The following is a 14,342-nucleotide window of genomic DNA, read 5'->3' on the forward strand; positions in this document are numbered from 1 at the left end:
AGATGGCGGCATGCAGTCAGCGAAATGGCAGGCGCGCGTCGCTTGGCGGCGGGCGCGCCGCCCGGGGAACGCACGATGTGCGGCATAGTCGGGCTGTCACTCGCACGGTCCGGCGATGTCGAGTCCATGGTGCCGCGCATCGAGGCGATGCTGCGCGCGCTCTACCATCGCGGACCCGATGATTCCGGCTGGACCGCCGCCACGCGCGCCGATCGCTCAGAGGCCGAAGCCTTGCTGGGCGCCACGCGGCTCGCCATCCTCGACGTTTCCTTCGCCGGCCATCAGCCGATGCGCGATCCCGCGACGGGAAACTGGATCGTCCTCAACGGCGAAATCTACAACCACCTCGACCTGCGCGCCGAACTGGGACAGCGCGGCGAGCCCTGGCGTTCGGGCAGTGACACGGAAACCATCCTGCGCAGTTACGCCGTGTGGGGTATGGATGTTTTGCCGCGTCTGCGCGGCATGTTCGCGCTTGCCATCTGGGACGCCTCGCAGGGCGCGCTGCTGCTGGCGCGCGATCGGCTCGGGATCAAGCCGGTGTACTTCACCGAGGTTGCCGAAGGCGTGGCCTTCGCCTCCGAGGTGCGCGCCTTCACCGCCGGCGGATTGCTCAAGCCGCAGCTGGACCGCATGGGCCTCTCCGGATATCTAAAGTTTGGCTCCGTGCCCGAACCGCTCACGCTCTTCCGTGGCGTCAGTTCGCTCGCCGCCGGGCACTGGATGCGCATCGAGCGCGGCCGCGTAAGCAACGTCGGTTGCTACTGGAGTCCGGTGCCTTCGCCGAAAGCGCGCCGCCGCCTCAACATCCGGCACTTGCGCGAGCAGCTGGAACGCGCCATTACCGAGCACCTGCTCTCCGACGTTCCCGTCGCGTCATTTCTCAGCGGCGGCGTGGATTCCTCCGTTGTTACGGCGGTGGCGGCGCGCAACTCGCGCCTTCCGCTGCGCACCTTCACCCTTGCCTTCCGCGAGACCGGCTTCGACGAGTCCAACTACGCCAAGGTGGTCGCCGAAAAATACCAGACGCTGCACTGGCGCGTGCTCCTCAGCGAAGACGACATTCTCTCGCAGGTCCCATCCGCGGTTGCCGCGCTCGACTTGCCCAGCGCCGACGGCGTGAACACTTATGTGATCTCGCGCGCCGTGGCCAGCGCCGGCATCAAGGTGGTGCTCAGCGGCCTGGGCGGCGACGAACTGTTTGGCGGGTACGACACCTTCCGCCGCCTGCAACTGGTTGAGGAGTGGCGCTGGCTGCTGCGTGCGCTGCCCGCGTACGTGGTGCGCCGCATGCGCGGCGACCGCGCCGTACAGGTGGCGCAGTCGCGCGCCGGACTGGACTCCCGCTACGAGGCCCTGCGCTCCTACTGGAGCGAGAGAGACCTGCGCGCCATGGGCGCCGACGTTCGCGCCAGCTACGAGTCCGATGATGCCGGCCCCGCCTTCCCGATTCCGGCGCGAGCCAGCGTCTTCGAACTCCAGGGTTACATGCGCTCCACCCTGCTGCGCGACAGCGACGTGATGAGCATGGCGCACTCGCTCGAGCTTCGCGTCCCGTTCCTCGATCACAAACTCGTCGAATTCTGCGTGGCCAGCAATGCCGCCGAAGCCGCCGGCAAAGCGGCGCTGGTGGAAGCGGTTCGCGGTTTGCTGCCGCCCATGACCACCGGCCGCCCCAAGCAGGGCTTCGTGCTGCCCATGCAGCGCTGGATGCGCGGCCCGCTCGCCGCCTTCGTGAACGATGGCTTGGCCAGGCTGGAAGCCAGCGGTTTCCTCCCGCGCCTGCGCCCCGCCGATGTGCTGCGGCGATTCAATCAGGAACCATGGATGCACTCGCGCGTGTGGCAGCTCGCCGTTCTCGGACACTGGCTGGAGCGCAACGGGCCGTCGGCCGGCGCTGCCGGCGACGCCAGTCACGTCTCCGTCCCGGGTGAGCCGGAAATGATGAGTGTGGTTTGAGCGGCCGCGGGCTGCCGAGCCTGGCCGATTGAAGTGGGAGCACCGGTAAGGTGGAAGCGCCGGCCCTTGGGCCGGTGAATAGCCGGGTTTTCGAAAGGGGCTTTGGCCCCGGCCTTGAAATCAAGGAGCCTGTTTGTACATTCTGGGAATCAACGCCTATCACGGCGATGCCGCCGCCGCGCTCATCAAAGACGGCGAACTCATCGCCGCCGCTGAAGAAGAGCGTTTCAACCGGCGGAAGCACTGCGCTGGATTTCCGGCGCGTGCCATCCAGTACTGCCTGCGCACCGCCGGAATCTCGGCCGCCGACATCGACCACGTCGGCATCTCGCGCGATCCTTCCGCCCACCTGCACAAGAAAATCCTGTTTTCCATGACGCGCCTCTCCAAGCTCGGCGGGCTGGTCTCGAGCCGCCTGGCGAACGCCGCGCGCGTCCGCAACCTCAAAGACGAACTCATCGCCGCGCTCGGCGTCGCGCCCGACGCCGTGAAGGCTCAATTCCACAACGTGGAGCACCACAAGGCGCACATGGCGAGCTGCTTTCTGGTTTCGCCCTGGGAGCGTGCCGCCATTCTGTCCATCGACGGCTTTGGCGACTTCATCAGCACCATGTGGGGCACCGGCTGCGGCAATCGGATCGAGGTCAGCGGACAAATCGAGTATCCGCACTCGGTCGGGATCGTGTACACGGCCGCTTCGCAGTTCATCGGCTTCCCCAAGTACGGTGACGAAGGCAAGGTGATGGGCCTGGCGCCCTACGGCAAGCCGCGCTTCATGGATGAATTCCGCGACATCGTTCGCACCGAAGACGGCGGCCGCTTCGCGCTCAACCTCGACTACTTCCTGCACCACTCCGAAGGCGTCGAGATGACCTGGGACGAGGGCACGCCCACCATCGGGCGAATCTTCTCTGACAAGTTTGCCCAGACCTTCGGCCCGCCGCGCGAAAAAGGCGGCACGCTCACGTCGCGCGAAGAAGACATCGCCGCCTCGCTCCAGCAGCGCCTCGAAGAAGTCGGCTTCCACATCCTCAAGCACCTGCACACCATCAGCGGCGGAACGCGGCTCTGCGTGGCCGGCGGCGTGGCCTTCAACTCGGTGATGAATGGAAAAATCCCGCTGGCCACGCCGTTCAAGGAAGTTTTCATCCAGCCCGCCGCCGGCGACGCCGGCACCGCCATTGGCGTCTGCTATTGGCTGCACAACGTCGAGCTCGGGCGCCCGCGCGGCTACGTGATGGAGCACGCCTACACCGGCCCGCAGTTCGTGAACGGCGATATCGAGAGCGCCATCCGCGCCTCCGGACTGCGCGCGCAGCACCTCGACGACGCCGCGCTCACTCGCCGCGCCGCGCAGGCAGTGGCCGACGGCAAGATCGTAGGCTGGTTCCAGGGCCGCATGGAGTTCGGGCCGCGCGCGCTTGGCAACCGCAGCATCGTCGCCGACCCGCGCCGCGCCGAAATGAAAGACATCCTCAACGCGCGCATCAAGAAGCGCGAGCCGTTCCGGCCGTTCGCGCCCTCAATCCTGGAAGAAAAACTCGGCGAATACTTCGAGCAGACACACCCCGCGCCCACCATGCTCATGGTCTTCCAGGTCAGGGAAGAGAAGCGCGCGCAGATTCCCGCGGTCACGCACGTGGATGGCTCCGGGCGCCTGCAAACCGTCAGCGCCGACACGAATCCGCGTTATCACCAGCTCATCCGCGACTTCGAGCGCATCACCGGCGTCCCGGTCGTGCTGAACACCTCATTTAACGAAGATGAACCCATCGTGTGCACGCCTGCCGACGCCATCGATTGCTTCCGCAAAACGAAAATGGATGTGCTCTTTCTCGGCAACTACATGGTGGAAGCCGGCTGACGCGTGGCGAGTCCTGATACAACCCGACTGACTCTCGAAGCCCCTTGGGCGGCGGTGTGGATGCCCGAGCTGTATCGCGGCCGCCCGCCGCGCGAGCACTTGCTCATGCCGCTGACCGTCGCCTACTTGCTCTCAGCCGAGCTGCCGTTCTGCTGCCCGGTGCATGCCGATTCCGTCGCAGTGCTCGACGCTGCGTTCGACGAAATCCTGCGCGGCCTGACGCTGGAAAGCTGCGGCGTGACCTATCTGACCGGCGACAAGACAGAAGTGAACAAAGCCCTCGACGGCGCGGTGTTCGTATTGAGCGACGAGCGCGGCGAGCGCGAAGCCGCCGCGCGCGCCAATCGGCCTTACGCCGTGCTTTCCTCGCCCAACGGCAGCGGCCCGGCGCTGCGCGTTGTCCATGCCGACCGCATTCCCAAGGCAGATTTCGCCGCCAAACTGGCCGGATGCGAGCAACTGCTCAGGCTCCAGGCGCGGGGCATCACCACCGGCGGCCCGTTCTCGCTCTCATGGTGACCCCGCGGAGATGAAGCGCTTGCGATGAAGGTCCTGATCCTCAATCAGGCGTTCTACCCAGACGTGGTTTCCACCGCGCAGCACGCCGCCGATCTGGCCGTCGCGCTGGTCCAGGCCGGGCACTCGGTCACCGTGATCGCCGGCAACCGCGGTTATGACGACCCGCAGCTGCGGTTCCCGGCGCGTGAGCAGTGGCGCGGCGTACACATCGTGCGCCTCGGCGCGTTGGGACTCGGGAAAGCGTCGCGCTGGCGACGCGCCGTTGGCTTCGCCTGGTTCATGTCGGCGTGCGCGCTGCGGTTGCTCATGCTGCCGCGCGTGGACGTCATCGTCGCCATGACCTCGCCGCCGCTCATCTCGTTCCTCGCCGCGCTCGCCGTTCCAATGAAGGCAAAGCGGCTCGTCGTGTGGGCCATGGACGTGAATCCCGACGAAGCCATCGCCGCCGGCTGGCTGCGCGAGCGCTCGCTCACGGCGCGCTCACTGGCTGCCATGCTGCGCTACAGCCTGCGGCGCGCCGCAGCCGTGGTTGTGCTCGATCGCTTCATGCGCGAGCGCATCCTCGCCAAGGGCGTGTCGCCGGCGAACGTTCACACCGTGCCGCCCTGGGCGCACGACGACGTAGTCCGCTTCGACGACGCCGGCCGGCAACGCTTCCGTGAGCAGCACGGGCTCGGCGGCAGGTTCGTCGTCATGTATTCGGGCAACCACAGCCCCTGCCATCCGCTCGACACCGTGCTGGAAGCCGCCGAGCGCCTGCGCTCGCATCCGGAGATCGTCTTTTGCTTCGTGGGTGGCGGCAGCGAGCACGCCCGGCTGCGCCGCCGCGCGCAGGAGCTGGGACTGGAGAACGTCCTCTGTCTCCCCTATCAGCCGCTCGAGCAACTGGCCGGCTCGCTCTCGGCCGCCGATCTTCATGTTGTCGTCATGGGCGACGCCTTCCGCGGCATCGTCCACCCCTGCAAGATCTACAACGTGATTGCGGTGGGCGCGCCGTTTCTCTACGTCGGGCCGGCGCAGAGCCACCTCACCGATCTCGCGCAGGATCTTCCCGCAGCCGCCTGGTCTTCCCACCGCCATGGTGACGTGGAAGGCGTAATCCGGCACGTGCTTCGCGCCGCCGGCAGCGCACCTTCGCCGCGCTCCGCCAATGGATTGCAGCGCTTCTCCCGCTCCACGCTTGCACCAGACCTGGTGCACATCATCGAACAGGCCGCCGCGCCGCCCGCGAAGGGCTAGGTTACTTTTGGGTTACAACCGTGTCTTCACAAACCAGAGAACCATGCCATACTGTCGCAACCGTAGATTTCCTGTAGCGGAGCACAGGTTTTCCAGCCGGCGTACCCGGCTGGGGCTTTGGCAAACGCGGCCCCGGCTCACTTTCCAGCGACGTTGGCTGGATGCGGGAGAGAGTAATTGGCCCTCGTCTACCTGGGCGCATTCGTCGCGTCGCTGCTTTCGTCGCTGATCCTGACTTGGTTTGTCCGCCACGTTGCGGTTGCCCGCGGCTGGGCAGTCTCGGCGCCCTCGGCGCGCCACCTGCACAACACACCTATTCCTCGCCTCGGCGGCGTCGGCATTTACCTGGCGATGTGGGGCGTGCTGGCGACCTCGGGCATTGTCTGGCGAATCGTTGACCACCAGGTCGGACTGCCGCTCAGCCTCATCGCCAAGATCGCCGTTCCCTCCGTGCTCGTCTTCGCGGTTGGCTTGTACGACGACTTCCGCGACGCTGGCCCATACCTGAAGCTGGCGGTGCAGACGCTTGCCGCCGCAATGCTGTTCTTCAACGGGCTCCGCGTCTCCAGCATCGGCTTATTGAACGAAGGACAGGCGCTGCCCGGCTGGATCAGCCTGCTGCTGACCGTGCTCTGGGTGCTGTGGATCACCAACGCCTTCAACCTGCTCGACGGCCTTGACGGCCTCGCCGCCGGCTCGGCGCTGTTCGCCATGTTCGTGGTGCTGCTGCTCGCCCTCGACCAAAACAAGTCTTTCGTCGCCTACCTGAGTGTGGTGCTGATCGGTTCGACGCTTGGCTTCCTGCGCTACAACTTCAACCCGGCCACCATCTTTCTCGGCGACTCGGGCAGCCTGTTTCTTGGATTCATGCTGAGCGCGCTGGCCCTCACCGGCGCCGGCAAAGGCCCGACGATCATTTCCATCGCCATCCCGCTGGTTTCCTTCGGGCTGCCGATCCTGGACGTGATGCTCTCCGTGGTGCGGCGCTTCCTCAGCGGACGCCCGCTGTTCCACGCCGACAACGAGCACATCCATCACAAGATGCTCAAGCGCGGGCTCTCGCACCGCCAGGCGGTGATCGCGCTCTACGCCGTCAGCGCCGTGTTCGCCATGACCAGCCTGCTGCTCATGTACTCGGTTACCGGCGCCACCGCGCTTACCTTGCTGATCGTCGGCGCGGTCATCTGGATCGGCGTGCAGCAGCTCGGCTACCACGAGCTTTTCGAACTGGGCCGCGTCGCCCGCCGCACCATTGATCAGAAGCGCGTCATCATCAACAACCTGGCGCTGCGCCGCGCCAGTGAGGCCCTCGGCCTGGCCCGCGACCTGGATCAGGTGGAGAGCATCGTGGTCGCCGCCTTCGCGCTGAACGATTTCGACGGCGTGCGCTTCGAGCCCGCCGACGCCCGCCTGCGCGCCTTCCATTGGGAGAAGCCCGGCGCCCCGGCCGAGGTCAGCCAGTGGACGATGGCGCTCGACGTCGCCGCTGCCGGCCAGCTCTGCGGCCAGTTCATCGTGCGCCGCGCGCTGAATGACAAGCCCTTGCTGCTCGACATCAACCTGCTGACCGCCGACTTCTGTCCGGCGCTGGGCAGCGCCCTGCGCCGCGCCGTCACGCCCGGCTCGCAGCCGCAGCGGGCCAAGGCGGCGGTGGCGGGCTCCGAGTATCGCGTTCCCAGCGCCTAGTTAGTTTTCTTCACGCACGCCCTCCCCGCGGTAGGGTGCCCCCCTCCCTTTCACGCCAGGGGCAATTTAGCGTCGGGGTAGCAGCAAGGATCCCAAGAGCGTCAATCCTGCAAGAATAGCGAGAGAAGCCAGAGGCAGGACGAGGCGTCCGTCCAATTCGGCGAAGACCCTGCAAGTACCATTGGCCAGCCAGTCGAGGCTTAAGTGCCAACGATTATCGAGTCTCGACCGAGCATGGGCTTGGAGAACGAAGGCAAGAGCGAGAGTCCCACCTACCAGGAGAAGCGCACCACCGGCGATACGCAACAGATTCATTCGGACTATGGCAGATCGTAGCAAAACGGTCGTGATGGTTCAGAGAATTGAACGGCTAGCAATTCTCCGGTGGGCATGCATGTCTTTATGCCGAAAAACGTGAAATATGAGTGCACTCGCTCCTCATATAACCACGGGATCGGATCATCGTAGATCCCTTGGTTGGCGGTGCAGGTTACGGGTTTCGGGTCCATTGGGTCAGGGCAAGGTTCCATTTTCTTAAACACGTACTGGGTATCGCGATAGAACCACTGATATGTCGCACCAATCCCAAAGAGCCTCGAAAAGGGACTGAATGCCGATCCGCAGGCATAATCGGCGCTACTATCTCCCTCGATGGTTCCGTCTCCGATCTCGCCGGCCGGGTGCCCCATGTCTGCGCGATCTGTGCGCAGACGTGGGGCCTTCGTACCCGCAAACAGCGCATTCCGCAGCATGTTCCATCAAGAGTTTGGCCCCGACGGCGATGATGGCGCCGCTCGGGGCCCTACTTCCAGAGTAGCAAATTGGGGCGGGAGAATGGGAAGACGCGAGAGGTTTTTATTGTGAGCGGTTGGAATGGATTGCGGGGAAATGGGGGTGAAGTGGGGTTGACAGCCGAATCCCCGAAAGTGGCGAATGGACTCGGAGGCGCTCGCCCTTGCTCTCAAACGGCGCGGAGCAAAGGATTGGGAAATCGGTCTGGAAGATTTCTATTGTGGGGGCGACGGCTTGAGAGATAGTGCTGCTTTAACTCAGTTATGAGACCCCAGGGAGTATCGAAACCTGAAGTGGTCACGCTGCCTCACAGGCATCTCGTTCGATGGATTTGGCAGTAAAAAGTCGGAAACGCGACGGAGAAGGTGTGAGGAGAAACAGGCTGGCGCGAGAGGAATTCCCTCAATAGTTCGTACGTAAGTCGGTGGCTCGCAAGGAGCTGAGAACTGGCAAGTCGCTCGTCCTTTGCCAAGGCGAGCAGAATGTGCTCCGAGGAGAGTGTACGGTGTCCGAGAGCGACGGAGTGATCCCGCGCGCTCGTTAGCACCGAAGACATGGTTCTTGTTGACGGGGGCTCGGCCCGAGCCAACAACGCTTCCTTGTATAGGTCAGGCAGGACGTTTGGCCCGACTTCAAGGGCGGCAGCAATGACGGCCTCCGACCCACAAACGATCAAGGCAATTAGGATGTCTAGAGATTGGCAATGGAGTCGTCCGGACAACAGGGCATGCAATCGTGACCGCCAGGTGATCCACCGTAGCAGCCAGGTCTCATCACCCAGCCGAGGCAAGCGCTGACGAAAACCGAAAACCTGGATCAATTCGTTCATCGGGGGAGGTGGAGTGGGGTTGCTTGGCATGCGCCGACCTCTCCGGTTGAGCCTTGCCGAGCTTTCGCTGAGGTCTTGCAGCCCCCGATTACGACAGGCCCGATTTTAACCTCGCCATAGCCATATATCTCGAGTACCGAGGTATAGGGTATTCCCAAGTTGTCGGTGCATGCGTAAAGGGTTTGCCGGATGAGCGTCGCCGCAGTACACGCCCTCGGCCCGAGAGCAGTTGGCGATGCGCGTGTAGCCGCATTGCAAGCCGACGCCGATTAGCACCGGGTCATCATACCAAATAAACTCCAAGCCCCCATTGAACTGGACGGGTGATCCAAGAAGATTGGACGCCGTGCCACAAGCATAGTCTACGTCGCTTTCTTCAGCTATGGATCCGTCGCCGGTTGGGTTTGACGTCTCTCCCTGGGCAAGGGCCTCAGCGAAAGTTGCTCCAGCGGAACTCCCGTGTACCGATGAGCCATTGGGCAAAGTGAGCGTAACGTCAGCGTACGCCGAATATGTACCGCAAGAATCGTCACCTTGGACGTAGTTCTGGAAGACAGCATTTCCGTCGCCGTCTATCCACTGGTCTCGATAGGTATACATGGCGCAGCCGTCTGCTAGCGCCAGCATTGGATTGAGAAGCACCACCGCAACTGTAAGTCCTAGAACTCGGATTGCGTTCCTCATTCGTTCGGCTCCTAAGTCGGCTGAGTTACCGGCCCGTGGTTAACGGAACGTACTTGATCTTAGCCTTCATTCCGTTGATGAAGCTGTCCAGCCTTTGCGCACCGTCGAGCGATAGTTCCTGCTTTAAGGCAGCCACACGCGCCTGAGTTGCGGCTTTGCGCTGCGCGTTCAGCGAAGCGCGAAGGGCCGCCGTGTCGGGGCCATGGCGCAACCCCATGATGCGCTCGTCGAGGGGCCTGACCTCGGCCAGGAAGCTGGCCAGGTGCGTGCCGAGGCGCGTGTCATCGTCGCTGGCGAGGCCGACGGCGCCCCTTACGAGGCGGCACTTGCTTTGCTGCAGCGGCGTCGCATCAGCCGAACAGGACGCGATGCGCAGGAACATGCTGTAAACCACGTCGGTGGGAATCTGCTCGGGGTGTTCGGCGCCATTGATGGTTCCTGGCGGATCGGACACCGGGGCGCTGTTGCCGCGCGGGCGCGGGCCGATGGCGAGAAACACGTCCACCGCCCAGCGGCCTGTGTCGCTCTGGCCGGGGCCGTTGACCTTGGCGCGGTAGCGGAACTGGTTACCGTACTGGTCGGTACGGCGCGATTCGCGGTAGTCGAGGCTCATGGAATAGACGCCCTGCGACGGAAGCGTGAACAGTTCCTCCGGTTCGGAGATGCCGTTGTGGTTCGCATCTACCCAGAGCCGGAGCGAGTTGAAGATGGAATCGTTCGCGTCAATCACGCCATCACCGTTACCGCCGTTCGCGGGTTTGTCGAACTCGGCAAGCGCGAGGAAGCCGTTGGGCTCAGCCGACGTGGGCTGCGCGGTAAAGTTGCCGAACAGTTCGGCACCGCTGGTAATGCGACCGTCGTTGTTGCGGTCAAGCACGAGGAAGGCGGTGCTCGAGCCGGGGCTGGTCCAGGCGACGCGGATCGGGTTGCCATCGGCGCGGATGTCGAAGAGCACGCTCTGCATCGGGCCTATGAGTGAGAAGCCTTGTCCGCCAAGATCAATGATGATGGGCGATGGAAGCGGGCTTGGGCAATCTGGCCCACCCGGATAGCCGCAGTCGCAGGCCATCACTTGCGCGGAGCAGATAGAGGCCAGAGAGATAACCGTCAGCAAGAGGGCAGTTGAGCAACGACTGAATTGCCTGGACATGGTCTTGCTCCCATCAGCGATTCATTGACTGCGGCCGAGGCGGGAACGATATGGGATGGAAGGGGGGGGCGAGCAAGCGTCATGATGCGTCAAACGGGAATAGCTGAGGAATGAGTATTCCCGATGTGGGCTCGGGCCGAGCCCGATTACTCTTCTGCAATCATGATTGTTTCGGAAAAGGACACAAACGGGCGACGGGGCAGTGTTCGCAATCCGGCCGCGACCTCCGGCAGATTTCCTGCCCGTGCCGCCGCAGCAGATGATGCGCCCGCATGAGCTGCGCGCAGGTCGCCGGCAGCTCCTTCATCGCGGCCGCCTGCGCCGAGCGGTAGCTGGCCGCGTAGTTCCTCGTCTTCTGCCCGAAGCCCAGCCGCAGCAGCACCCGCAAGCCGTTGGAGTCCAGCGCCAGCACCGGCAGCTTGCCCAGCGACATCAGGATCTTCTCCGCCTCAGCGATTGACCGACGCCGGCGCGGTCATCTCCTGCGGCGGCTCTCCGCCCGCCAGGGTTTGCGCGATGATCAGCTCGCGCGCCTGCACGCGCAGCGTGGGCAATTGCGATCCGAAGGCAATTGCGCCTGCCACGCACGCCACCCCGCCAATGGCCACCGCCATGGCTGCGCCGATGCGGTCGGCCACCAGCCCGGCGAAGAGCGCGCCGAAGGGCGCCATGCCGATCATCATCATCGAGTAGAGCGACATCACCCGCCCGCGCAGGTGGTCCGGGACCATCGCCTGGATCAGGGTGTTGGTGGACGAGGTCTGCAACATCATCGCGAACCCCACCGGCACCAGCAGCCCCGCCGACAGCCAGAAATTCCGCGACACGGCGAACAGCACCAGGCTGATGCCGAAGGCCGCCGACGCGCGCGCAATCCACTGGCTCAAACCGGTGAGGCCGGTGCGCGCCGCCAGCGTCAATGCGCCCAGCAGCGCGCCCACTCCCGTGCAGCCCATCAGCAGGCCCAGGCCGCGCGCGCCGCCGTGCAGGATCCGGTCGGCGAAAATCGGCATCAGCACCGTGTACGGCATGCCCACCAGGCTCACCAATCCCACCAGCAGCAGCAGCGCACGGATCGGCGCGGTATGCCGCGCGAAGCGGAAGCCTTCCAGCGTCTCCTCGATCGGTCCGCGCGGCTCGCGGACGGCGCGCGGCTGCACCCGCATCATCATCAGCCCCACGATCACCGCGATATAGCTCACCGCGTTGGCGAAGAAGCACCAGCCTTCGCCGATCGTCGCCACCAGCACGCCCGCCACCGCCGGCCCCACGATGCGGGCGCCGTTGAACATGGAGGAATTCAGCGCGATGGCGTTCATCAGGTCTTCTTTTCCGACCATCTCGACCAGGAACGACTGCCGCCCGGGCACGTCGAATGCGTTCACCACGCCCAGCAGCACCGCCAGCACCACGATGTGCCACACCTGCACCCGGTGCGCCAGCGTCAGCGCCGCCAGGATGAACGCCAGCAGCATCGACGCCACCTGCGTCGCAATCACCAGTTTTTGCCGGTTCACCCGGTCGGCCACGATGCCCGCCACCGGCGACATGAAAAAGACCGGGAACTGCGAGGCGAACCCCACGGCGCCCAGCAGCACCGACGAACCGGTCAGCCGGTACACCAGCCACGACTGCGCCACGGTTTGCATCCAGGTCCCGATCAGCGAGATCAGTTGCCCGGTGAAGAACAGGCGGAAGTTGCGATAGCGCAGCGCGCGCAGCGCTACCGGCAGCCACGACCATCCGCGTCCGCTGTTAGCGCCCAGCACTGAAGAAGGTTGTGGGGACTCCGTCTCGACGGCCATCTTTTATTTTGGATGCATTGTAGCCTCGGCGGTCGCACTCACAATCCCGGCGTGCCGGAAGTGAAAACAACAGGACACCGAGGACGCAAAGGCCTGCGATGCAAGGATCCTCCGCGTCCTCGGTGTCCTCCTTGTGTTAATTTCTCTTGTTCCATGCTCATTCGAGGTCCGATGAAGCGCACCGCCGCTCTTTTCCTGTTTCTGCCGCTCGTCCTCCCGTTCAACCTTCTGGCCCAGGCCGCCGCTCCGGCGCCGGTCTCGGTTTCGCGCAGCGCTGAAGACAAGCGCGTCTACCGCGAGGCGATGGAGGCAGCCGACAAGAAAATCCAGTCTGAAATCAGCGCCCACTCCGAGCTGATGAAGAACCTGGAATACCTGACCACGCACATTGGCTCGCGCCTCACCGGCTCGCCCGGCATGCAGAAGGCGTCCCAGTGGACGCTCCAGCGCTTCCGCGATTACGGCCTCGACGCGCACCTCGAGTCGCTGGAAATTCCGCACGCCTACAACCGCGGCCAGGATTCGGCCGCGCTCGTCGCGCCCCTGGCGCGCAGCGTCGCGATCCACGCCCTGGGATGGAGCAAGCCGACCCCGGGCGAAGTCAGCGGCGATGTGGTCATCGTGACCGCCAAGCGCGAAGAAGAACTCGGCGCTGAGAAGTCAAAGCTCAAAGGCGCCGTGGTCCTGTTCGGAGAGCCGTCCAAAGTCCCGCCCGACGGCGACCATCCTGATAACGCCTACGACGCGGTGATTGCGCCAGTGCGCGGCGTCCCCGAGCCGGGCAGCGAAAATTCCTCGCGCCAGCGCCGCGCGCTGCTGCGGGCCATCGCCGCCGAGCAGCCCGCGGCGATCATTTTCGACAGCGGCAAGACCGACAACCTGTTCAACATGGGCGGCGCCAACCTCGGCGCGCGCAGCCAGCGCTACCAGGCGTCGGCAGCGCCCATGGCCTTCATCACGCACGAGGATTACGCGCTCATCGCGCGCCTCGCCAAGGCCGGAGCTGTCAGCATGAAGGTCAACCTCACCGGCACGCTCAGCGCCGGGCCCGCGCCCGCCGCCATCACGGTCGCCGAGATCAAAGGCTCCGAGCTGCCTGACGAGCGCGTCATCATCGGCGGCCACCTCGACTCCTGGGACCTGGGCACCGGCGCGCTCGATAACGGCACCGGCGCCATGGCCGTCCTGGAAGCTGCGCGCGCGTTGAAGGCTCTGGGCTGGAAGCCCAGGCGCACGCTCACCTTTATCCTGTTCACCGGCGAAGAGCAGGGCAGCGTCGGCGCATCCACCTTTCTGAAGAACCACGAGGCCGAAATTCCCAAAATCAATGCCCTGCTCATCCACGACACCGGCACCGGCCGCGTCTTCAGCATTGCGCTGGAGAATCTTTGGGCCACCGCGCCGCTCATGAACGAGATTTACCAGCCGCTCCAGGAAGTGTTCGACCTCGAACCGCTCAGCTCGCGCTACTTCGGCTCGTCGGACCACGTGCCGTTCCTGCGCCGGGGCGTTCCGTCTTACTTCTGCATACAGAAGCCGGCGCACTATCGCGAGGCACATCACAGCCAGACCGACACATTCGATAAAGTTCTGCCCGACGAAATCAACCAGGGCGCCGCGGTGCTCGCCGCCTGGATGTGGAACGTGAGTCAGATGCCGCCGCCGCTGCCGCACCATGAGACAACGCCGGAGCCGGCGGAATGAATTGAATCTCGGGTCATCGGGCCATTGACCATTGAGAATTGTAGGACTGTCCTGTTGCAAACCGAACTCAGTGGCCCGATGACCCGATGGCCCGATGATCAATTGCTAATT

At 64.4% G+C, this 14,342-nt stretch carries 9 protein-coding genes; 6 read left to right on the forward strand and 3 right to left on the reverse strand.

Translation table 11 applies throughout. From position 1 onward, the window contains the following. Positions 1-75 precede the first annotated feature (75 nt). The 5 genes from asnB to VFA60_08535 all read left to right on the forward strand — a co-directional run bounded on the left by asnB (position 76) and on the right by VFA60_08535 (position 7,267). Positions 76-1,959 carry an asparagine synthase (glutamine-hydrolyzing) gene (gene asnB / locus VFA60_08515; GenBank protein HZQ91818.1) on the forward strand — a complete coding sequence of 628 codons (1,884 nt, stop codon included), beginning with the start codon at positions 76-78 and terminating at the stop codon, positions 1,957-1,959. Between the two features lie 133 nt (positions 1,960-2,092). Then, positions 2,093-3,823 (forward strand): carbamoyltransferase C-terminal domain-containing protein, encoded by a 1,731-nt coding sequence (locus VFA60_08520; GenBank protein HZQ91819.1) that lies wholly within the window; start codon positions 2,093-2,095, stop codon positions 3,821-3,823. Between the two features lie 60 nt (positions 3,824-3,883). Next, complete coding sequence (locus VFA60_08525; protein ID HZQ91820.1) at positions 3,884-4,342, forward strand: hypothetical protein; 459 nt, start codon at positions 3,884-3,886, stop codon at positions 4,340-4,342. A 24-nt stretch (positions 4,343-4,366) separates the two neighbouring features. Then, on the forward strand, positions 4,367-5,581 hold the full coding sequence (locus VFA60_08530) for a glycosyltransferase family 4 protein (protein HZQ91821.1): 1,215 nt from the start codon (positions 4,367-4,369) through the stop codon (positions 5,579-5,581). 177 nt (positions 5,582-5,758) lie between these two features. Continuing rightward, on the forward strand, positions 5,759-7,267 hold the full coding sequence (locus VFA60_08535; protein ID HZQ91822.1) for an MraY family glycosyltransferase: 1,509 nt from the start codon (positions 5,759-5,761) through the stop codon (positions 7,265-7,267). A gap of 2,330 nt (positions 7,268-9,597) precedes the next feature. Here VFA60_08535 and VFA60_08540 read toward each other — a convergent pair. The 3 genes from VFA60_08540 to VFA60_08550 all read right to left on the reverse strand — a co-directional run bounded on the left by VFA60_08540 (position 9,598) and on the right by VFA60_08550 (position 12,491). Beyond that, entirely contained in the window at positions 9,598-10,686 is a 1,089-nt protein-coding gene (locus VFA60_08540; GenBank protein ID HZQ91823.1) for a hypothetical protein, read from the reverse strand. Positions 10,687-10,882: 196 nt separating this feature from the next. After that, positions 10,883-11,155 (reverse strand): hypothetical protein, encoded by a 273-nt coding sequence (locus VFA60_08545; protein ID HZQ91824.1) that lies wholly within the window; start codon positions 11,153-11,155, stop codon positions 10,883-10,885. A gap of 16 nt (positions 11,156-11,171) precedes the next feature. Continuing rightward, positions 11,172-12,491 carry an MFS transporter gene (locus VFA60_08550; GenBank protein ID HZQ91825.1) on the reverse strand — a complete coding sequence of 440 codons (1,320 nt, stop codon included), beginning with the start codon at positions 12,489-12,491 and terminating at the stop codon, positions 11,172-11,174. A 207-nt stretch (positions 12,492-12,698) separates the two neighbouring features. On the opposite strand from VFA60_08550, the gene VFA60_08555 reads away from it, so the two are divergent. Next, positions 12,699-14,231, forward strand: a complete 1,533-nt coding sequence (locus VFA60_08555) for a M20/M25/M40 family metallo-hydrolase (GenBank protein HZQ91826.1) — start codon at positions 12,699-12,701, stop codon at positions 14,229-14,231. Positions 14,232-14,342 lie beyond the last annotated feature (111 nt).

The organism is Terriglobales bacterium (genome assembly GCA_035651995.1).
Classification (GTDB): domain Bacteria; phylum Acidobacteriota; class Terriglobia; order Terriglobales; family Acidobacteriaceae; genus DASRER01.

What these genes read in the sequence shown, in the direction of transcription:
- asnB (HZQ91818.1), top strand. Translation starts at nt 76, where the DNA reads ATGTGCGGCATAGTCGGGCTGTCACTCGCACGGTCCGGCGATGTCGAG.
- VFA60_08525 (HZQ91820.1), top strand. Translation starts at nt 3,884, where the DNA reads ATGCCCGAGCTGTATCGCGGCCGCCCGCCGCGCGAGCACTTGCTCATG.
- VFA60_08530 (HZQ91821.1), top strand. Translation starts at nt 4,367, where the DNA reads ATGAAGGTCCTGATCCTCAATCAGGCGTTCTACCCAGACGTGGTTTCC.
- VFA60_08545 (HZQ91824.1), bottom strand. Translation starts at nt 11,155, where the DNA reads ATGTCGCTGGGCAAGCTGCCGGTGCTGGCGCTGGACTCCAACGGCTTG.
- VFA60_08555 (HZQ91826.1), top strand. Translation starts at nt 12,699, where the DNA reads ATGAAGCGCACCGCCGCTCTTTTCCTGTTTCTGCCGCTCGTCCTCCCG.